Source organism: Bradyrhizobium sp. BLXBL-01 (assembly GCF_051853025.1).
Taxonomy (GTDB): Bacteria; Pseudomonadota; Alphaproteobacteria; order Rhizobiales; family Xanthobacteraceae; genus Bradyrhizobium.
Map to the genome: position 1 here is coordinate 2,282,915 of NZ_CP182471.1, position 21,713 is coordinate 2,304,627.

Genomic DNA, 21,713 nt, shown 5'->3' on the forward strand with positions numbered 1-21,713 from the left:
TTGGCTTGATTTAAACCTGAGGGATCGGGAACCTGGCCTCTTCATGCACATCAGCGTGGTCGAGACGGTCGGCTAAACTGATCTCGCGGTTGGCTTCCTCGTTCCAGAGTGTGTCGGTTGCTTAGCTGCGAATAGAAGGGAATCGATTGGAACGTTCTCAGAGCGCGGGCTGTATATGAAGTTTACAGTTCCACAGCTGTACTAGCCCAGACGACTCGCGTTTGGAAAGTATGACCAAGTTATGCCTGGCGCCACTCCTATCATATTGTCTGTTTTTGCGGTCGTCGTGCCGTGAAAACTATGCTACAAGCCGCTCCTCTCAAAAGGAGCATTCATCGTGAAGAAAGCAACCAAGAAACGCGTTAAGCGGCGCGAATGGACGCGGGCAGATATCAAGGAGCTCAAAGTCCATTCCAAGGCCCGAACCCCGGTCATAAAAATAGCAAAGATGACCAAACGCAGCGTCGGTGCGCTCCGCCAGAAGGCCTTGCATCTTGGAATCGGACTCGGACATCAGCGGTAGTTTTGAGCAGCGCTGGTACTAGCGCGGTAGGGCGGCTCCCTGGGCCGCCCTCAGGACCCATAGAAATTTTGTCGGAAATTAGCTTTGCGGAGCCGCGCCGAGATGGTGTCTGGATGGTGTTTCAGTGTCGCGGTGGGAGCTCCAGCATCCTCTCATTATTGATGGACTTTCTTAGACGCGGTCTCAACAGCTGTAACCAATCGGCAGTGAAGACATTGTTCTTGGTGATGGCCCTGTCGAGGATCTCCCACATGAACGGCCGATCCAGTGTGTTGACCGACCAACGGCGGCGCTTACTGGAGGTGGCGGCTGGATCGCTCCCGCGCTGAGAAGATTGCTGCGTCTTGCCGTGTGTGATGTCCGCGATATGGTCTGCTTCTTTGCAGCACTCCGCTCATATGCCCAAACTATTTGTATATGCCGAGCTTCAGGGAGGTGCATGCCTCAGTTACCTCTTTAATGGCCCAGCGCATGCATCTTCTATACGTAGCAACCTTCCACGGGCCGCGCGCGGTCTTTGGCAAACGTCCGTATAGTTCTTTTCAACCTTCCCATATTCCCAGCTATTCTTCGTGCAATTGAACTGTTGCTAGATTTCGTTTTATCGGTCGAACAATCGGGGAAGCGATTGCAGTTATCGTTCTGTGATCCCGCCCGATGGGACTGAACGGGTCTCAAGTCATGAGTGGCAGACAAAATTCTTGTCCTTTCGACTCTTTGTACGCAAGCGGGTGCCCCATGTGATCCGGCGGCCGCCTTCGTTTCGCCCAATCGAGCTAGCGCCGAGAGATGGCGCTTGCCAAGCACGAGTGTCTGAATGATGAGCGGACGTCTTGGTCGTTCACCTGAAGTGTGCTTTCTCCTTGGTCTTCCACGATCCGGGACCACACTGCTGGCACATTTGCTGCAGCTCCATCCAGACGTTGTGGCTCCGCCTGAACCCTGGTTGATGCTGGCGCTTGAAGCATTTGGCAAGGTGGATCGGCGCCATCCGGCGGGCAGCTCACTAATCGAGGCCGCGACCTCCGAATTCTTGGGACGGATAGATCGCACGATCGTTAGCCGCGCTTTCGCAGATGCAGCATACGATCAATATCTGGCAAAAGCGGGCAAGCGCATCATCATAGATAAGACACCACGCTATTGGACCGCGCTTGACTTTGTCGGATCCGTTTATCCGGAAGCGCCACGAATCCTTCTGATGCGCAATCCCTACGCGATCGCCGCTTCACTGAAATCGACGTGGGGCATCCCACTGCGGGCAGAAAGCGCGCAGCCGGTCAGCGTATCCAGTCTCGCTGATCTCATGCTTCGACTGCCCGATGGTATAATATCTTCACTGGCCGATTTGGTTTTGGGTCTTCCTAGGCTCGCCGCGCAACGTACTCGCGCGCAGACTCATTTCGTGCAATACGAACGGCTCGTGGCGCGCCCTGACGAGGAAGTCCAGCGTCTACTGACAGCGCTCGGCTGTGATCCAGGAGGCGTCGAATCGGCGAGCATGGGACGAGCAGATTATCTTCAATCCAGCAGCTTTGGAGACCGAAAAATCCTGGAACGAAACACCATCGACGAAAGCTCTGTCAAATCATGGCAATCTCAATTGAGCGTCGAAGAGATGCAAACCGTGACCGATCTGATCGGTGCCGAGCTTTTGGTAGAACTCGGATACGAGCAGGAACTGTTGCATGCCCAGAAAGCCGGAGTTCTGGACAGAGGACGGGAAATAACCGAGCTCTATGGTCGGGTATTCCGAACCTGGTGGGATTTGCGAAGTGCCAAGGCGGGAGGACCGTCCAGCTTATCTCACGCTGGAGAGTCGGTCCACAATGCTTGGAATATTTCCGAGAACCGGGACGCGGCTATCGAAATGTTGCGAGGCGAGGTCGCGCGGCTTGAGCAGATCCTCAGGATCTCCTAAGGACTCTGATGCTTGTGATCAAGCCTCGCTGGTTGATTTAGCCAAGATCCTTAACCGGCACGCTGACCTCCCGATCAGGTGTGCCGCACGCGCCGGCGTACGTGCGGGCACAATGCGATATGCTGCCGCGTCCGAAGTTTGCTGTCGAACGGGGCTTGGCTTCATTGATGAGCCATGCGCCATGACCCGCCGTTTCTGCCGCGAATATTCCCCGCTCTAGGCTGGAGCCATAGAGCGGCGAAGAACAGAGATCCTGCACTGAAAATAGGATTACATGCTGCCGAAACATCTGCACCGTCTCGAAGCTGAATCGATTGAAATCATGCGTGATGTGGTCGCCGAGTTCGAAAGGCCCGTCATGCTTTACTCCATCGGAAAAGATTCAAGCGTTTTGCTACACCTTGCTATCAAGGCGTTCTATCCGGCAAAAATACCTTTCCCCCTGCTTCACGTCGATACGACCTGGAAGTTTCGCGAGATGATCAGCTTCCGAGACGCGACAGCCAGGCGGCTCGGCCTCGACCTGATTGTCCATGTCAACAAGGACGGCAGCGCGCGTGGGATCAATCCGATTGATTCCGGCTCCGCCCTCCATACCCAGGTCATGAAAACGGACGCGCTGAAACAGGCGCTCGACCTCCACGGGTTCGATGCCGCCCTTGGCGGAGCCCGGCGCGATGAGGAAAGGAGTCGCGCAAAAGAACGGATACTCTCCTTCCGTTCGGCCGGGCACGTATGGGACCCCCGTAACCAACGACCGGAGCTCTGGAGCCTGTTCAACACACGGATTCGCCGGGGCGAGACCATGCGCGTGTTTGCGATGTCAAACTGGACCGAGCTCGATGTGTGGGAATACATCATGATCGAGAAAATTCCGGTCGTTCCGCTCTATTTCGCAAAACGAAGACCGATAGTGCATCGAAATGGTGCGATGATCATGGTTGACGACGAGCGATTTCCGCTTAACTGCAATGAAACGCCGGAAATGCGGATGATCCGCTTTCGCACCCTTGGATGTTATCCTTTGAGCGGGGCTATTGAATCCGATGCGACGACCATCGAAGGTATCGTCGCAGAAATGCAGACCGTGACCGTGTCTGAGCGTCAGGGGCGTCTAATTGACACCGATGAAGCCGCTTCAATGGAGAAGAAGAAGCGGGAAGGCTACTTTTGATGTTTACAAAGCCGACAACGGAACCGGTTCCGGCACGGACGAAGGATCAGCTGCGATTCATCACATGTGGCTCGGTGGACGACGGCAAATCGACGCTGATCGGCCGATTACTGCACGACAGCAAGATGATCTACCACGATCAGATCACGGCGCTGGAACGCGACAGCATCAAGTACGGTAGCACCGGGGACAACATCGACTTCGCGCTGCTTGTGGACGGCCTCGAGGCCGAACGGGAGCAGGGCATTACGATCGATGTTGCCTACCGCTTCTTCACTACGCCGCGGCGCTCCTTCATGGTGGCCGACACCCCCGGCCACGAGCAGTATACCCGCAATATGGCTACCGGCGCCTCGCAAGCCCAGCTCGCTATTATCCTGACCGATGCCCGCAAAGGCGTGATGGTTCAGACGCGCCGCCACTCCTTTATCTGTGCGCTGCTCGGTATTCGTCATATCGTGCTGGCAGTGAACAAGATCGATCTTGTCGCATACGACAACGAATGCTTCGATCGGATCGCGAGCGACTATATGGCCTTTGCCGCCGGTCTCGGCTTCACCTCGATCGTTCCAATTCCGATCTCGGCCCGATACGGCGACAACGTCGTAGACCGCTCCGCGCGTGCCGACTGGTATCGTGGTCCCTGCCTGCTTGAATATTTGGAGAGCATTGACATCCAATCCGGTACCGCAAGCCAGGCTTTCCGCTTTCCGGTACAATGGGTGAACCGACCAAATCCGGATTTTCGAGGCTATGCCGGGACGGTGGCTTCCGGGAGGATCTCGGCGGGGGATGAGATCATTGTCGCCACGTCGGGACGGACCACGCGCGTCAAGCGGATCGTGACCCACGATGGCGACCTTGTCGGCGCCGAAGCCGGCGATGCGGTGACCATTACACTGGAAGACGAAATTGATATCGGCCGTGGCGACATCCTTTCCCGTCCGGATGATAAACCGAAGGTCGCCGACCAGTTCGCTGCTTATGTGATTTGGATGGACGAGGAGCCGCTCGCTCCCGGACGCAATTACGTCCTGCGGATCGGATCGCAGACGATTTCCGGCAGCATTACCGAAATTCGGCATCGGATCGACGTCAACACTTGTGAGCATCTGGCCGCCGGGATGGTTTCGTTGAACGAGATCGCGTTCTGTAATGTTGCGACCACAATGCCCGCAGTATTCGATGCTTACGACGTCAATCGGAAGACCGGATCATTCATCTTCATTGATCGTTACACCAATCGTACGGCCGGGGCAGGCATGATTGCCGCTCCGCTACGGCAGACCGCCAATATTGCTAGGCAAGCCCTATCCGTGGATAGGGGGGAGCGTGCCGCGCTCAAGAATCAGAAGCCTTGCGTCATTTGGTTTACCGGCCTGTCTGGCGCGGGAAAGTCGGCGATTGCGAATCTAGTTGATCAAAAGCTGTTCGCAATGTCGCGGCATACAATGCTGCTGGATGGCGACAACCTCCGACACGGACTAAGCGCCGATCTGGGCTTCTCGGAGGCGGACCGCGTGGAGAACATTAGGCGTGTCGGTGAAGTTGCCAAGTTGATGGCGGACAGCGGCTTGATTGTGATCTGCTCGTTCATTTCGCCCTCGAGAGCCGAACGGGACAGGGTGCGCATGCTGGTTGGCAAGGAAGAGTTCATAGAAGTCTTTGTCGATACGCCGATCGAGGAATGCGAGCGGCGAGATCCGAAAGGGCTGTACTCAAAGGCGAAATCAGGCAACATAAAGAACTTCACCGGAATCGACGCGTGCTACGAAGCACCAGAAACACCGGATATTCATCTCAGGACTATGGAGCAGAACCTAGAGCATTCAGCGAAAGCGGTAGTGGACGTCTTGATAGCGCGCTCAATTCTTGATGGTTAGATGTCCTCGCGCCACGTCAATTCGCACAATAGCCTGCTGGCGCGGCACAGGCGATCTGGCTCAGGCGGGTCCTGCGATAAAACGTTTCGTTCGAAAGGAACACAATGGTCGCACCCACTCGTGTACTGCCAGCTTCCGGTTATGTGCTCGAAGTGGATGGCCAATTCAAAACCGAGTACGCAAGCAAAGATGGAGCATGGTCAGAAGCGGTGGAGCTCAAGAGACGCCGTCCCATGCTGCAGATCAAAATCTACGATGCGGTGAGAAAGGCCAGAGAGGAAGTCCGACTTCCTCTAGGTTGAGTGTTTGCTTGGCGCTCTTGTTGCGCGTGCGGCGAAGGACACGCCGAGCTGCCCTTCAAGCCGAGCCGGGGGCGCGAATCGGCTGGCTTCAATCTCCCACACGGTCCAAAGCTCGGGGCGCGATTTTCCGGGCTGGCTATCCGGCGAGCCTGGGCTTACTCCAGGTATATTGACCAATCTGAAGCGAGATCGGTCGCGATCCATCCTGTCGTGGCCTATGGTAACGTCCGGCAAGCTTGCTTCCTTTTGGCCGCCGCTCGTAGGCGAACACCGTCGGCGTACGCCCAGTACCTTCGCATCGCGAGGCAACGCTGCCGCGAACATTAGCCATCCTGCGAAGGAGCTCCGTCGCGTGTTAGCGTCATGCTCCAGTCCGCCCTCCCATCGTTGCTTGCCATGAGGGCGGCAATTGACGCGGCAGAAAAGGAAAGGGAGCTCATCGCTGGCAGCGACAAAGAATGATCTCTCGATGAGCCGATCTGGTCAGCCATCGACGCGCTTGACCGCAATGTAGACGGCGTAGAACGCGAGTGCACATCAACGAGCGGGCATGCGGAGTAATCAAAGCGAGCAGAACGGATCGGAAGTGACTATCGTCAACTAGAGTGCCTCATGGGCGAGGTACTAGCGCTCACCGCTGATGATGCCTGGCTCGCCAGCTCAGGCGTTTGGACCGCTGTAAATCACGGTACCTTGACCGCCGCCATGATCGCTCGGTGAGAGGTCCCGCGGCGAGCGACGTGTAGCGCGAACAATGGATGCAGCCGACCTAGCGATCGATTTGAGAGATGGACCCGCGTCGCCACTCATTTGAACGCGGGTCGACGCCTCCTAGCAAATCAGGACAATATGCTCTGTCGCACGGCCGCTCGCCGAAAGGTGTCGCACTGATCCTTGCTAAGCGGCCAGCATCCAGGATCGCTCGATCGCCATCAAGTTGAGGCTCGACTGCGGGCGGCAAAGTTCGCCCTATTCAAGCGAAAGGACCTGATAACAGCAAAGCGATGCAGGAGTGATCTTGCCGGCACCGCGGAGAAGCTCCGAGCATATGGCGCTTTGGCCTGGATGGCACGTAAACGGGACGACTAGCCCCAATTCGGCCCGGCCCGCGCTTGCAGGCGGAATGCTTGCGATAGGTCAAAATTGAACTCTCAACGTTCAACCCGCGCTGTGAATCCTCTGTCCTCTGCTGCTTACGTCAGCTTGTCGCCGCCAAATAGGATTACGTCACGAAAAATTCACGTGAGAAAATCCCAGGAGAGGGTTGAACCGCCCGTAACGTCAAGTTGTACGATCTTCGAAATCGGCAGCCATCATGATCCGAGATTCTCCAACCAGCGACGGAGTGCAAATGTATCAAGTCCCAAGCAACGCATTAGACTCCCGCTGCAAACCATGATTATCGAGTGTGCCTTGCGTTGATCATGCGGGCACGTGGACTCCTGTCTCATCGCCTGGTTAGCGTAAAGAGTGCCTGACCGGACAGGCTCGCACGTAAATCGTCAGCCGACTGGCGCTTCATAGCTGCAAGAGGGCGACCGCGCTCAAGCTTGCACATACGTGACAGTGGATGAGAGCGTTAGTACGGCGCCGGTTGCGACCGAGCGTTTAGTGCCAAAGGCTAAGTCAGAGGTCTGAAGGGCATCAATGAGGAGCTTTGTGAAACATCGCTCTCATCCGCGATGAGATAGGGAGGTTGTCACCCGACAGCCGTTAAGGCCGCGGACATGAAGCGGGTCTGCGATACATGTCGCTTCATTCGAAGCTGTTGATGAGGAATGGGACGCGCGCCCCAGCGCTCCCTGCTGTGCGTACTCCAGGTCATCGACCAATACAATGTTAGGAGGAATGGTTTGACAAGACAGCGGTCTTTGCTGACGCCTGGTCCACTATCGTTATCGCTGGCGGTCAGGAGCCAGATGCAGCTTGATCTCGCGTCTCGCGATGACGAGTTCAAGGAGGTGACCGCCTGCATGAGGCGGCTGATGCTCAGCTTGCTGGGAAACGCTGAGGAATATTCGGTGGTCCCTATTCAAGGAGGTGGCTCCTTTGCAATGGAGGCGGCCCTCTCTTCATTTGTGTCCCGAGCCCACAGGCCGCTCGTTTGCGTAAACGGCGTCTATGGCGAGCGCATTCTTCAAATTTTGCGGCTGTGGGGTGTCGAAGCACTGAAGCTTGTCAAGCGCGCGACGGATCCGTTGGATCCGGAAGAGATCGGCGAGTATCTAAGCCGAAATCCCGGCGTTACGCACCTGTGTTTCGTGCATTGTGAGACAACAACCGGAATCATCAATCCACTGCACGAGATCGTGGAGGTGGCGAGGCGACGTGGCGTAAACACCATCATCGATGGGATGAGTTCCTTCGGCGGCCTCAATATCGATCTGAGCCAGCGTGGACCTGACGTACTGGTCACATCGAGCAACAAGTGCATAGAAGGGCCGCCTGGAGTAGCGTTCGTCATCGCCTCGCGCGAGCTACTAGAGAATGCGACTCAAGAACCGAGATCGTTTGTGCTCGATGTGAGAGATCAATGGCGCTCGCTCGAGCGCACGGGTGAGTGGCGGTCGACCCCTCCAACCCACGTCGTTCAGGCAACGACAATGGCTTTGAAGATTCTGCACGAAGAAGGCATCGATGCCAGGCGCTTGAGGTACGAGAAGGTCAGAGACGACCTCATCAAGGAACTCGAAGGGATAGTGGCTCCGTTGTTGTCCCCCGAGTTGCAGTCCCCGGTCTGTGTTGCCTTCAGTGCGCCGCCCGGAATAGTGGACCAGCCAGGATTCGATGGGCTGTATCGCCACTTGGCGGCCCATAATCTTTACGTCTACTCGAAGCTGCATCTTGCGACGCGGAGCTTTCGGGTCGGTTGCATTGGGGAAATCCAATCCAGCTGGATTGAGCAGTTGGGATGCGCCTTTCGTTCATATTTCCGATCCGGTCAGGCTCGGTCAGCACGGCCGGCGTCGGGCCTAGAGGCATATGGGGCGCGCCTAAAGATACCGGCTCAAGCAGCTGGAGAGCGGCAGCTGCGGCTTTGCGCCGAGACTGCTGTTCTGCATGCGGGCTATCGACGCGACCCGGTGACGAAAGCCGTCGCAGTGCCGATTTACCAGAATACAGCTTATGAACTCGATGGCGATCTAAGTCACATCGCTGACGTCTACAACGTCAAGGCGGATGGGTTCACCTACACGAGGATTATCAATCCGACGACTCGCGCGCTGGAGAAGCGCTACGCCGCCGTCGACATGGGCAGCGACTCGCTCGCCGTTGCGTCAGGTCAAGCGGCGACGTTCCTTGCTATCGTCAACCTTTCAAGCGGCGAAGTGGGAGACAATATCGTTGCCTCTCCGTATCTATATGGCAATACCTGGAACCTGCTCCACAACACCTTAAAGCGTTTGGGAATCAGCGTGAGGACAGCAGATCCTCGAAGGCCCGAGACGTTCGAACGTGCCATTGATGATCGCACGATTTGCCTGTTCGGAGAGGTAATTTCGAATCCCTGTCTGATTCCGCTCCCCGTCAAACAGCTGGCGGAAATCGGCCGAAGGTACGGCGTGCCTCTGGTCGTAGACAATACGACCACGCCATTGGTATGTCGGCCGTCAGACCTGGGCGCTGCAGTTACGACGTACTCTGCAACAAAATACATATCCGGTCATGGCACGACCCTCGGCGGACTAATCGTTGACAGCGGCAAGTTTAGCTATCGGGGAGCCTCTCGCTTTCCCTTGTTCAACGGTCCCGACGAAGCGCATGGCGGAATTGTCTGGCACAACGCTGTGCGCGAAGTCGATGATCTAGGAAAGAGCGAGTTTCTCCTAAAGGCTCGCATGACCTGGTTGCGCGATACGGGTGCGGCCATCGCCCCGTTTGCGAGCTTTCAACTAATCCAAGGACTTGAAACGCTGCCGCTTCGCATGAAGCAGCACTGCGCGAATGCCAGGATCGTCGCCGGCGTTCTAAAGGAGCATCCTAAAGTGCGTCGCGTCTTCTACCCGGGGCTCTTTGAGGGCGCCGATCGGGAAATCGTCGATCAGACACTCAACACCACATACGGACATGGGGCGATGGTCATGTTCGAAGTGGAAGACGAACTGGCCGGGCGCAAGTTCATCCAGAACGTTGACTTGATGTATCACGTTTCCAATGTGGGAGATGCCCGCACGCTCGTGACTCATCCTGTCTCGACGACCCACACCACTGTCCCGCGGGAAAAGCGCGAAGCCGCCGGCATATTTGGTGGCTCAATCCGGCTTTGTGTCGGCATCGAAGATGTTAACGACATCTTGCGCGATCTGGACAAGGCGCTTTCCGCAATCTGACAACCCGCAAGGCGATCAGGAAGAGGTTCTCATGAATCAGGCAGACGCTTGGAAACTGAGGTCATCACGCTATGAGGCCGTTCAATTCAGTCGGGAGATCAATAAGCAGCTTTCGGAGCTAAGGCCGGACAATATCACGGGGGCGGCCTACATTGCGAAAGATTACGCTGTCATCACAGCGTGCACGCTTGCGACCGTGTCTGTCTCGTGGTGGCTCTACCCGCTGGCCGTTCTCCTGATCGGTGCCTATCAACGCGGATTGACCACCATCGCTCACGATGCGGCTCACCGCACGCTCGCGAAGAATACGACCTGGAACTATGTACTGGGCATTCTGTTCGCTTCCTATCCCTTGTTCCAACGGCACTGGGCCTACCGGATTTCACATGTCTACTTGCATCATCCCTATCTCGGCGACCCGGACAAGGATCCCGACCTGAAGTTTTTCCTGGCCAGCGGCGTCTACGATGTACAGCCTCCTGAGAGATACGCTTTCAACATCATCTGGAAGCCGATCTTCGGCGGCGCGACAGTAGCGTATCTGAAGTATCTTTGGACTAATCGGTTTTCGATCGAAGAGACCGAAGATCAGAGCCGCTCAGGCATACTTGTCGACAGGTATGGCTTCTATTTGTTCTGGTTCAGCATCCTGGCCGGGTCATATGCTCTTGGTCTGCTCCATATCGTCGTCCTGTTTTGGATCGTGCCCTATCTAACTACGTTTCAGGTTCTCGGCTGGTTTATCGAACTCGCTGAGCACTCACCCATGTGCGAAACAGAGACGCAGAACGTCTATCTCACCAGGAATCGGAAAGGAAGCTTCCTCGAACGAGCCATCCTAGGGCAGAATCTCGATGAGTACCACCTTGAGCACCACCTTTCACCCGGCATCCCGTTTTGGCTGCTGCGCAAGGCTCAGAAAATCCGAATGCAGGATCCGAACTACGCGAAGGTCGCCGCCACCTGGGGCGGGCTCTTTGTCGCGGGGCCTCAAGGTCAGCCTAGCGTCATAACTCAGTTGAAAGAGCGAAATCGACGGCTGTATGAGCAGTCCGTTGCCGGCGTTCGCACGCGAGGCGAGGTGGCGTGAGGTTGCAACAGCCCGAGCGCACCCAAGCCGTTGTCGCCGTCACTTCGAACCGTCTTCTGGTCGATGGTGTGCATCGCGACTGGTTACGACGCAAGTACGTGCAGGCACTCCATCGTCATGCGGGAGTGGCTTGCGTCGTATTGCCGACCGTCGACGCGGAAGATGCTAGGGACGAAGTCGCCCCGGCCATCATGCGCCGGCTCGACGGTCTGGTCTTGACAGGGGATGAATCGAACGTGGACCCCGCCGTTCTGTCAGCGCCCGCGTCCTTTGTGGATTTTGATCGGCAGGATGTTGAGGCTGGGATCCTTGACCGTCCGCGGGACAGGCTCTCTGCCGCAGCCATAGAGAGCGCCATCGCCCTCGGAATGCCTATTCTGGGCATCTGCCGTGGGCTTCAGGAACTCAACGTCTATTTTGGCGGCACACTCCGCCCATCGCTTGCGGAGTGGAGGCGAGAAAGCGGCGCCATGCATGCCGAGAAGCCAGATCGTCCCAGGGACCGTCAGTACGATGCCGCGCACCCCGTCAGGATATCATCCGATGGCGCACTCTTTCCAATCGCGCGGATGATCGAAGCGCAAGTCAACTCGCTGCACAATCAAGGCATCGAGACGCTTGCCCCAGCGCTGAGGGGCGAGGCGTGGGCGCCTGACGGTCTGGTCGAGGCAGCTTCAGTGATTGGCGCTCCGACGCTGCAAATCGGCGTGCAATGGCACCCCGAATGGCACGTCTCAACCGACCTCCTCAGCAAGCAACTGTTCAAAGCATTTGGAGAGGCGTGTGTTGGGTACTGCCGGACTAAGAACGGCTAGAGGCAGATCGTGATATTGCAAACGAAACGCGGCTCGCGCGAGCCGAAGGGGCCGCCCTCCGAAACCGACGCACGCGCCTGGGCTTCCGAGAGCTCCGCCCGGCCTCGCGGGCACAAAAAGGGTGGACGCTTGACGAGTGGCTTCGTTCTAGGAGTGTTCTTTGTGGCGCTTTATGTCGTTCTGAGCGCGGCAGGCGAGGTTTATGCGGCATCGTATTTTCAGCAAGCCGATGTCTTCGTGGCGCTCCTGCTGTCTTTCGCAGTGGTTTGTCTGACGTTCAACTTCTTCGCTCGCCACGAGGGAGGCGAAGCAAGAGCCGGTAAATGGCCGCTCCTGGTCTTCGTCGCACTTAACGTCGTGACGGCGATCAGCTGGATCGGCCTATTTATAGGACTGAAATACGCTGAACCTGCGATCGTGGCCGCTTTCATGGTGGCGTTGGGGCCTGCCGCAACAGTGTGGTTAAACGCCCTGATCAGGCGCAGGGGCGCCCCGCCAACATCCGATATTGTCGTGAGCGCTGCGATTGCGACGATCGGGACTTACATGATTTGGATCTCGGCCAGCGGCAATGCGGGCGTGCAGTGGGGGGCTCGATCGTCCTTTGGCATCGTCTTGGCCATCCTGGCCGGCCTATCGCTCGCCCTTACAAATATACTTGTCAAGGTGCTGTTCGATCGTGGGTTTTCCGGCCGACAAGTGCTGGCGCATCGCTTTTATGGAACCATTCTCTTGCTGCTGGGGCTGGTCGACTATTCATCTATCGTGCCTGAGATCTCGCAGCATTGGCTTCCGATCGCAGCAATTGGGCTGTCGACAATCGTTTTGCCTTTGCTCTTGATTCAGGAGGGCATTCGCCGCGTAGAGCCCTTCACCGTCAACATGGTCCTGTCCACCGCCCCCATCGTCACCTTCCTGTTCCAGTACTTCGATTCTCGCATCGTGCATTCGTCACATACGTTCGTTGGAAATGTCCTCATTACGGCTATCGCTGTCAGCAACATCTACTTGCAGTATCGGAGATCCGCATGAAAGAACGGAAATGTGTAGTTGTGGACGCATACTCTACCGGCCGCTACCTACCCGAAGAATTCAAGCGCTATGGAATTGGGACCGTGCATGTGATGTCGGCCGCACAGATTCCACCCATATTCCAAGCGCATTTCGATACGGATCTGTACGATGAGGTCATGCGCCCCGGTGAACGCATGGGGTATGATGAGGTCGTTGAGTATCATCTTCAGGCTCTACATGGCAGAGAAGTTGAATTCGTTATCGCGGGTTGCGAGTCTGGAGTCGAACTCGCCGATTCGTTGTCCGAGCGGCTGGGCTTACCTTCAAACGGGACCGCGCTATCGGCGGCTCGGCGTGACAAAGCACGATTGTCTTGCGCGCTGACCTATGCCGGTGTGCGATCGATCAGACAAATCGTGTCTGACAATGCTGTAGAGATCGCAAGCTGGAAGCGCGAGGCGAACTTCGACGAGATTGTGATCAAACCTCTGAACAGTACGGGCACCGAGGACGTATTCTTTTGCTCGACAGATTCCGATATTCAGCGTGCTCTAAGAACGATTATCGGGAAGACGAACCGTGTCGGAGCATTGAATCGTTTTGCCCTCGGGCAGGAAAAAATTAACGGTCAACAATACACCGTAAACGCCGTCTCGATCCACGGAGATGCCTTCATTACGGAGGCCTGGACCTATGACACCGTTCCTGTCGAGGGGGCATCATCGGTCTGCTCACTCGAGAGATTGTTGGACGGCAGCGAACCTATCGTTCAGGAGCTCACTAACTACCTGAAACGTGCGTTGCAGGCACTTCAGATCCTCGAGGGACCGGCTCATGCCGAGATCATTGTCGATCATCGGGGGCCCGTTCTGGTGGACTTCGGGGCGAGGCTTCAAGGGACTATGTCGGCAAAAGCACGAACCATGGCGTTGGGGCACAACCATATCACGCTGACCGCTTGGCGCTACGCAAATCCCGAAGGCTTTGGTGAGTACATGAGCATGCGCGGGCCGTACAAGCGGACGGCGCACGCACTATGTGTCTCCCTGATCTCCGACAGGGGCGGTGTCGTTGCCGGCTACCCGGGACTCGAAGCAATCCGCAAGCTCCCGAGCTTTGCGGATGCCATTGCATTCGTTCCAATTGGTGAAAAGCTGGTTCCGACCATCGATTTGGCGTCGACACCAGGCATCGTCTATCTCGTGAATGGCGACGAGAGTCAGCTTGACGATGACTATCGCGAGTTGCGAGCAATGCGAATGGACCAGGTGTTCGAATTGGTGGCGCGGGATAGCCAGTGATGGCAACTGAAGCAACCTTGACCGCAGCCGTTCCCGCCCACGCGGCGATGATCGGCGTAAGCGACTTCGACGGTGTGTTGCGAGGCAAACACGTCTTAGGTGAAGATCTCTCGGGTCGAGATAAAGTCATCAAGTTCTCTGAAGCAGTGCTGGCGTGGGATTGTTCGGATCGGGTCATTCCGATCAGTTTCACGCAGCAGCCATTAACAGCATTTGGGGATGCTGATCTGCGTATTCTGTCTGCCACCGGCCGCTCGGTGTCTGATGTCGGTAATCAATATCTCTACCTCGCCGAGTTCATTGGCGCACATGAGAACATCTGCCCGCGAGGTGTTCTGCGTAAGGTCCTGAGAAGGGCTGCTGACCTCGGATACAGATGCGCTGTCGGATTCGAGTTTGAATTCATGTTGTTCAAGGAGAACGCCGATACAATTGAGGATAAGCCGTTCAGCGAATGGGTTCCTTTAACGCGGGGTGCGTTCGGCTACTCGATTATGCGCTCTGTTGCTCAACATGAGCTGTTCGATGAGATCTTGGCCCTTTGTGAAAAAGCTAGAATACCTCTCAGCGGGCTGCACTTCGAAACGGGACCGGGCGTGGTCGAAGCGTCACTTCGTCATTGTGATGCTTTGGAAGCTGCCGATCGAGCAACCATATTCAAGTCGATGATAAAAGCATGGGCGCAAAGGCGAGGCATGATGGCTACATTTATGGCCAAGGTTTCCGAGGATTGGCCGGGCCAGTCCGGCCATATTCACATTTCGATGTCCTCGGGCGGTCAGAATGCGTTTCACGACAGCAATGCGGTGGGCCACGTCTCAAAGCTTATGAGGCAATTCATCGCCGGACAATTGAACTACATGAACGAGTTTTGTGTGCTCGCTGCGCCGAACTTCAATAGCTACAAGAGGTTGGTGCCTGGCTGCTGGGCACCAATCTGTCCAAGCTGGGGATTTGACAACCGTTCCTGCGCGGTTCGCGTTATCTCGGGAGAGCCTTCTGTCCATCGTCTGGAATATCGGCTGGCAGGCGCAGACGTAAACCCATATCTTGCGCTCGCATGTGCCATTGGTTCCGGAATATTGGGGGTCGAGACATGTGTGGCACTACCCGCGTCGATCGCCGGTGATGCAAGCGTGGAAATGACCGCAAGACTACCTCAAAGCCTATCAGAGGCAACTTCTCGTTTTGCACAGTCGGAAGCAGCGAACGAGGTTTTCGGAGAAAGGTTTGTTGAAACGTTTTCTTGCTCGCGCCGTTGGGAATGGGACGCCGTTCAAAATCGAGTGACCGACTTTGAACGTCGGAGATACTTCGAGATCATCTAGCTGGTCTTGACGGTTCAGTGCTTCATTCCTCTCGCAGCCTGTGAAGGGCGCTCCTCTTGTTAGGGGAGAACCGTGGGGAGCTGATGAGGTCTGCTGCCAACTGCTCTGTGGCCGCAATTGCGATTGCTTCGGTGCGATGCAGGTAAGATGCGCTCGACTGATTCAAAGGAAGACAAAAGGGCAATATTTGTCCAGTGGAGCGAAGCCGAAGAGTAGTGACGCGCGACGCTGTAGAACCGCGGAGCTCCGCGCGCGCGACGAGGTTGGCGTAGATCAGTGCTGACCAGGACGCGTTCCGCGCGGCGCTCTGAATTCACTGCCAGCGAAGAAGGACCAATCGCTTTTGGTCCTGGATTCATGAGAGCGAGAAATGCTGCTTGGTCTATTTCGCGAAGATGCGTAAAGGATTATCCCTCCAGCGCCGCGATGACGCGCTCTACAGGAGAGTACGCTTCGCAGACAAATGAGAAGAAGCGGCCGTTGAAATATACCCGCGATGAGACGTAGATGAGTGCGCGACCCAGCAGACTCCACGTCAGACGCTGGATCCCGGCAATGCAGCGTATGAGGGTGGTCTTGCCGTACCCTGGAGGACGACAGATTCCCGTGGGTCCGTCGGCATGAACGCTGGATCGCAACTAGACTAGTGAATAGTTGCAGGAGGTCAGCTGAACGGCGGCTGCGATATAGCTCAGATCTGCTTCCCTCACGTGCCCGCACTTGGGCCGTTTATTTCTACCAAAATAGCGACAAGAATAGTCAGAAAAGCGACAACCAGCATCCCGCCGAGGGTAGCTGTATTGCTTGAGGTCGGCGTCTCTGCAGCTAAGAGGTTAAAAGGCGGACCGGCAGGATTGCACATGCCGTACGTCACGAGGGGGATGTTAATCCTATCAGCGTCATCGAGGAAATTGCCAGTCGGGCGTTGGGGCGTGCGGATCATGCATATAAGGCCGGGTTCCAGCCCCGCGGAATTGCCAGCCAGCTTGACCGGCCGGAAGTTGTCCGCCGGTTGACTGGGGGCGGCTAGCGTCGTTTGGCTGTCGTAGGAGCCGCCAGTCCTGAAGCTTGATAGCACCTCTCCGGGACCGTTCTGCTTGAATGTCGCCACAGCTTTGACGCTCGAAGGACCTGCGCCAGCGGCAGCACTCGTTGGGTCTGAAAATTCAGGTGCAAGCAGCATCAAAGCCAGGTGGAACAGGATTAATCGGATCAGCCTCATTAGAACTCCGAGATAGTCGCTGCGGCTTGCGTTCCTTGCGCGAGCTCCTGCTCGTTATCCAGCAATTTACGTGCCTCCAGAAACGATCCGGTCGGCCTAGGCCAGAGTAAGGTCGCATAGCCTAGGCCAGCGTGTGGAATCGCTCATCGTTTCGTCGAGTTTCAGACGCAGCCGCTTACGTCGCCCGATCGCCAACACCAGACGTCGACCGTCATAGCTCTCAGGGACGATCCGCTGCTTTTAGCAACATCCAATGGCGCCGTGCCCCCGTCGAGACGACTTCAAGGTGGAAACCTTCGGCCTAGGCATAAGGTCAGTCATACGCGATGCCGCCGCGCTGTTGCTGCGACCTGGCGATCACGATGTATGGCTTCGCCACCTCCTCATGCTTGGTAAAGCTAGGTTGAAGGCATTCGATTTTATGGCCTGCGGTTAGGGTTGAGTGGAGACACCCAATGTCTATCCGCCATCGACGAGGATGGTTTGACCATGGATGTGGTCAGCCAAGCTCGAGCTGAGAAACATCACAGCATCTGCAATTTGCTGCGGGGTCCTCGCGGGGTAAATGCCGAGCGTCTAAAGAGTGAACCATCTCACTCAACCTGGTACGGATATTTACGGCTTTAAACGATCCTTCGCTCTCCTGCCGCCCGGAGGCCGCTAACTCCCGGTGAGGCGAGGAAGCCGCGCCGCAGGATGATCCTGTTGAGCTGGGCGGATCGCTGGCCGGGCAGAACAGCCGCCGAAGCCGGCGATCCTTACGACTCTCTCCGAGCCTTCGCGGCCCACAGGACCGCTCGGCCCATATTCGTGCCGAAAATCTCACGGCAGGCGATTCCCGGGTGGCTGTTGCGCATCAGCCAGCCCGGGCTAGCGCTTTCGCAAGCGCTAGCTTCCCAACGGCAACCGCGTCTCGTCCTGTCGCGAAGAAGACATTCCACTCCAAGAAGCAAGACGAGCCGCACAATTCGTTGGCCTGGCTTTTGCTACCGCAGTTTTTTGGCGACGCGGTCGGTGCATTCAAAGCGCTAGATCGGTAGGGCCACAATTTCGGCACTGGCAGCGCAAGGAGGCACTATGCAATCCACCAATGGGGATGCACTATCGATCAAGACTATCGATCTTCAGGACCACTCTAGAGTCCTTGCGATCCTAACAACCGCATTTACGATGTGTCCTTTGTTGAGGTGGCTGTACCCTGAACCGCGGGAGTACCTGCAGCATTTTAACGGATTTATTAAGCATTACTGCGGCAGTCCATATTCGAGCGGCGCATACCTTAACGACGGCGACAAGGGGGCGATCTTATGGGACACAGCTGGCGAAAAGCGCGACAACACCAGCATGATGGAATTCCTTCTGAAAAGCGTTCCTGCGCACCGGCGTTCCGAAACCGAAAGAGTTTTCGAAACTTTCGGTAAGTACAATCCGCATCAGCCGCATTGGTACGTGACCATGGTAGCCATTGATCCCATACATCAGCGATCAGGGCTCGCACGACATCTTCTTCGGCACGCAACCGAGATCTCAGATGCCGCGCAGAGACCTGTGCACTTGGAGGCGACCAGTCCGCACGCGATGCGACTTTATGCTCAACAAGGTTGGAGTGTTTTGACGGAAGTCCAAGTCGGCGGTTCTCCACCGTTCTTCCCCATGTTACGCCAACCCAAAGCGTGATCGCTTGAAATGTTCGCAGGGGCTCTTGATGGTTGATCAACAACACGAAAGACGTATTGATGATCTATTTGAGACTATGAAGGCAGCGAACGAAACCTTCCTTGGTTATCCCTTCGCTAAAGGATTCAGCTACGAATCGTTGTGGCGTTTCATGACTGTTTCAGGCAACAATTTCGGCGGCCCCTTTGGCCCCCAATCCTATCGGATCAGCTCCCGTCTTCTGGAATGCGAAGTCATCGAGTTTTTTACCAAGCTACTCCGAGCGGCTCCTTCTGAAGCTTGGGGTTAAGTTACGAGTGCAGGGGCTGAAAGAAATGCGTATGGGCTATATCTCGGTCGAGAACTGTTTCCAGATGGACTAGGATACTTCTCGAGTGACAGACATTACAGTGTGAGGAAGGCTGTTCGGCTTCTCCGACTCGAGCATGCTGTAGTGCAGTCCGGCTGCAGTGGAGAAATTGCCTATGACGATCTTGCGCGAAAGGCGACCGCTTTCGACATCGGTCAGCGATTGTGGTAGCAAACATTGGGACCACAATGAAGGAGGGCAAGGACAACGTCAGCAAGGTTCGCGAAGCCTCACATGGCGCCGGACTTGAAGAGAGTTGCATTCATTCTGATTCGGCTCTGTGCGGGCCATATGCACCGTTCCAAAACCCGAGAACCGCCTTAGATTCTCTCCCCGGTGTTGACTCGACAATGCTTAGTGGTCACATGTTGTCTGTCGCTCCCGTCCTTCGGGATTGTTTTAGCGCGCTAAGAGCACGTTCAGCGGCTGCTGCGAACTTCGAACTACGTTGATGCCACTTTGAGCGGATCGCGCAGCGCGTACACCGATTGTTCGGCCGCGTTGGCCGCCTGCTTTTGCCATTGATGATCGCCGCTGAAGGAAATGGTGCCGTTTACCTGTCGCGGTACATTGAAGCCCGCAAGACAGCTTTTTGTAACCGCTCAAGGCAGCTCAGCAGAGCCTCGAATGGCGTGAAGCGGCCTGATTCATGGCGGAGTGCGATCGCCCTCACCACAGATGAGCTCCTGAAAACCCGCGACGCTTTGTCTGCACTTGGCGATTATGGCGGAAGCGACGGAAGTTTTGCCACGGCTCAGCCAGTCCGCGCGCACTTCATGTTCTGTCGCATTCGCCGGTGCTGACCGTCAAGCGTCTGGCCGCGCTTCTCAGTATTGCGGTGCCTGTATCCTCGCGAGCAACACCAGTCGAGAATAAGGTCTTGAAAGAGCGTGCCGGCTACGCGCGCAAACCCCATCTTCGCCGCGCCGGACGCGCTGTCGATCATTAGCCGCCCCTTCGGCAAAGGACCCATTCTTCCCGCTGCGGACATCTGACAGCTGCTATGCCGCGCTGACAATCGTTGACGCCGCGAGCTGCGGCTTGGCGCCCAGGACGGCTGCGTGGGTGGGGGCGGACTTGCGTGAGACCCAAGCGACGCTGGAGGAAGGGGAAGTAATGGATGGCCGAGACAATTCTCCGAAGGACGCTCGAGAGCGGTTGACCTGGCATCGATGCACAGCATCACGAATGATGCGCTCCTGGCGATGAGCAAGGACGATCATCAGCTCGACAGGAAAGGGCGTTACGTCTGCCGAACGTCTGAGGCAATCGTATTAAATGCCTACCAACAGCGCGGGATTAACAAGCCGCACTGTCCGACCGGTGGTGGTTCGCGGGCTTGCTCGCATTCAGCCATATCTCTTGGCAGTTTGTCAGAGATGCTACACCACCCGACCGAATCCTTCCACTCGCTAGGCGGCTGAAACACCGGAAAAGTTGTCCTTTATCTGTCTGCGGCCGCGGCATGGGATTTGCCCTATGAGCTGAGAGGCTCCGGAGCTCTGTTCGTGCCGCGAGGCACCGCAAAGGAAGGAAAAGAGCTTGCCAAAACTGCGATCGGAAACACTTCGGGTGGTCGGCAAAACCGTCAACAGCATTCTGGGCGGTACGGACGTAAGCGACGATAGACCAGTGCATTTGTTCTCGACGATCGCCGAGAGGTTGTTCCGACGGAGTTCCGCCATGTCCCACGCAATAACAGGAGTGCATGGACCGAGTTGGATCAGAGGGGATATTTCGCTAGCCGGCACGGGGGAGTGGCGAATCAAATTGGCAGGTTCTTGCCTGCCTGCAACGCACAGATGATCATACCATGCCTTTCCGCTGGAGGACCGCGCGGAAGCTGCGCTTGCAGGTCAGAACAACCGCCTCCAGCTTTCGCGATGTTCACTTTAACCTGCATCAGGAAATCGAACGCTATGATTGTCCGTAGCCTGCACGACGTTGAAGCGACCAATCACTTCGTAGATTGGGGCAATGGTACTAGCCACCGCCTTTTGACGGATAAGGACGGGATGGGCTTTAGCATCTGCCACACCGTGGTGCGCGCTAACACCGTTTCGCTTCTGCAATACCGGAATCATCTCGAGGCCTGCTACTGCATCGCGGGAGAGGGCGAGGTCGAGGATATGGACGGCAATGTCTTTCCCATTCGCAAGGGTGACATGTATGTGCTTGACAAGCATGACAAGCATTTCCTGCGCGGGGGACGGGATAAGGACCTGATCCTCGTTAGCATCTTTAACCCACCCCTTAACGGAACCGAGCGCCACAAGCTCGACGACCCGGCAGGATCCACGTATTGAGCGATGCGAAGACACGTCACTCTCATATGAACCGCTAATTGCCGGAAGCATTCGATGGCGATCCAGCACTGCCTTCCACCGCACAGCGCGGATCTCAGAAAAAATCATCGCCACCGTCTCGGCTGAGCCGCGGCCCAAGTATCGTTCGGCCGAGCTGATCAATCACTTCGGCATTCCAGGTCCAAACGTCTTACTGCGCAACACGTGGCGAGAGCCCCGAGGCCTACGCTGAATGATCGCGCACTCAATTGTACGACGTCGGGCAACGCTGTGGGACAGCTGACATAGCACCGCTATTGCTATCGCATTGATTGCGGTCGACTTCACCTTTGGCACGATACATGCGTAATCCTCTAAAGGGCATAGAGGAGAAGTCGTTCAATGAGAGGGCTCACCAGAAACTTAGGCCCGCTTCGAGTGGCAGCTGCGACACTGCGTGCGACTGTGATGCGGGAGCTTGGCAGGGAGATTGAGGGA

General features: G+C 56.3%; 15 protein-coding genes. 13 read left to right on the forward strand and 2 right to left on the reverse strand.

Annotated elements, in window-relative coordinates:
* The first annotated feature begins 337 nt into the window (after positions 1 to 337).
* From ACNJYA_RS10295 to ACNJYA_RS10340, 10 genes are all read left to right on the forward strand, one after another.
* The gene (locus ACNJYA_RS10295) at positions 338 to 523 is read left to right on the forward strand and encodes a hypothetical protein (protein ID WP_074448398.1); all 186 of its coding nucleotides are present in this window, start codon (positions 338 to 340) and stop codon (positions 521 to 523) included.
* An 817-nt stretch (positions 524 to 1,340) separates the two neighbouring features.
* Positions 1,341 to 2,444: a sulfotransferase family protein gene (locus ACNJYA_RS10300; protein ID WP_439402760.1), complete on the forward strand. Its 1,104-nt coding sequence runs from the start codon at positions 1,341 to 1,343 to the stop codon at positions 2,442 to 2,444.
* A 274-nt stretch (positions 2,445 to 2,718) separates the two neighbouring features.
* The gene (gene cysD / locus ACNJYA_RS10305) at positions 2,719 to 3,618 is read left to right on the forward strand and encodes a sulfate adenylyltransferase subunit CysD (protein WP_439402761.1); all 900 of its coding nucleotides are present in this window, start codon (positions 2,719 to 2,721) and stop codon (positions 3,616 to 3,618) included.
* On the forward strand, positions 3,618 to 5,501 hold the full coding sequence (cysN, locus tag ACNJYA_RS10310) for a sulfate adenylyltransferase subunit CysN (protein ID WP_439402762.1): 1,884 nt from the start codon (positions 3,618 to 3,620) through the stop codon (positions 5,499 to 5,501). Before cysD ends, cysN begins: the two co-directional genes overlap by 1 nt.
* 2,221 nt (positions 5,502 to 7,722) lie before the next feature.
* Positions 7,723 to 10,134, forward strand: coding sequence for a 2-aminoethylphosphonate--pyruvate transaminase (locus ACNJYA_RS10315; protein WP_439402763.1), 2,412 nt, complete (start codon positions 7,723 to 7,725; stop codon positions 10,132 to 10,134).
* A gap of 31 nt (positions 10,135 to 10,165) precedes the next feature.
* Entirely contained in the window at positions 10,166 to 11,224 is a 1,059-nt protein-coding gene (rtxC, locus tag ACNJYA_RS10320; protein WP_439402764.1) for a dhydrorhizobitoxine desaturase, read from the forward strand.
* The gene (locus ACNJYA_RS10325; protein ID WP_439366277.1) at positions 11,221 to 12,039 is read left to right on the forward strand and encodes a gamma-glutamyl-gamma-aminobutyrate hydrolase family protein; all 819 of its coding nucleotides are present in this window, start codon (positions 11,221 to 11,223) and stop codon (positions 12,037 to 12,039) included. Before rtxC ends, ACNJYA_RS10325 begins: the two co-directional genes overlap by 4 nt.
* Before the next feature lie 162 nt (positions 12,040 to 12,201).
* The gene (locus ACNJYA_RS10330) at positions 12,202 to 13,071 is read left to right on the forward strand and encodes an EamA family transporter (RefSeq protein ID WP_439402765.1); all 870 of its coding nucleotides are present in this window, start codon (positions 12,202 to 12,204) and stop codon (positions 13,069 to 13,071) included.
* Entirely contained in the window at positions 13,068 to 14,354 is a 1,287-nt protein-coding gene (locus ACNJYA_RS10335) for an ATP-grasp domain-containing protein (protein WP_439402766.1), read from the forward strand. The genes ACNJYA_RS10330 and ACNJYA_RS10335 overlap by 4 nt, the downstream gene beginning before the upstream one ends.
* Positions 14,354 to 15,682, forward strand: coding sequence for a glutamine synthetase family protein (locus ACNJYA_RS10340; RefSeq protein ID WP_439402767.1), 1,329 nt, complete (start codon positions 14,354 to 14,356; stop codon positions 15,680 to 15,682). The genes ACNJYA_RS10335 and ACNJYA_RS10340 overlap by 1 nt, the downstream gene beginning before the upstream one ends.
* Before the next feature lie 706 nt (positions 15,683 to 16,388).
* On the opposite strand, the gene ACNJYA_RS10345 is transcribed toward ACNJYA_RS10340, so the two are convergent.
* Complete coding sequence (locus tag ACNJYA_RS10345) at positions 16,389 to 16,904, reverse strand: hypothetical protein (RefSeq protein WP_439402768.1); 516 nt, start codon at positions 16,902 to 16,904, stop codon at positions 16,389 to 16,391.
* Positions 16,905 to 17,363: 459 nt separating this feature from the next.
* The gene (locus ACNJYA_RS10350; protein ID WP_109145677.1) at positions 17,364 to 17,429 is read right to left on the reverse strand and encodes a hypothetical protein; all 66 of its coding nucleotides are present in this window, start codon (positions 17,427 to 17,429) and stop codon (positions 17,364 to 17,366) included.
* 552 nt (positions 17,430 to 17,981) lie between these two features.
* On the opposite strand from ACNJYA_RS10350, the gene ACNJYA_RS10355 reads away from it, so the two are divergent.
* The 3 genes from ACNJYA_RS10355 (at position 17,982) to ACNJYA_RS10365 (ending at position 21,236) form a co-directional block, all read left to right on the forward strand.
* Positions 17,982 to 18,581, forward strand: coding sequence for a GNAT family N-acetyltransferase (locus ACNJYA_RS10355; protein ID WP_109142800.1), 600 nt, complete (start codon positions 17,982 to 17,984; stop codon positions 18,579 to 18,581).
* 28 nt (positions 18,582 to 18,609) lie between these two features.
* On the forward strand, positions 18,610 to 18,870 hold the full coding sequence (locus tag ACNJYA_RS10360) for a hypothetical protein (protein ID WP_439402769.1): 261 nt from the start codon (positions 18,610 to 18,612) through the stop codon (positions 18,868 to 18,870).
* A 1,979-nt stretch (positions 18,871 to 20,849) separates the two neighbouring features.
* Positions 20,850 to 21,236 carry an ectoine synthase gene (locus tag ACNJYA_RS10365; RefSeq protein WP_109145678.1) on the forward strand — a complete coding sequence of 129 codons (387 nt, stop codon included), beginning with the start codon at positions 20,850 to 20,852 and terminating at the stop codon, positions 21,234 to 21,236.
* Positions 21,237 to 21,713 lie beyond the last annotated feature (477 nt).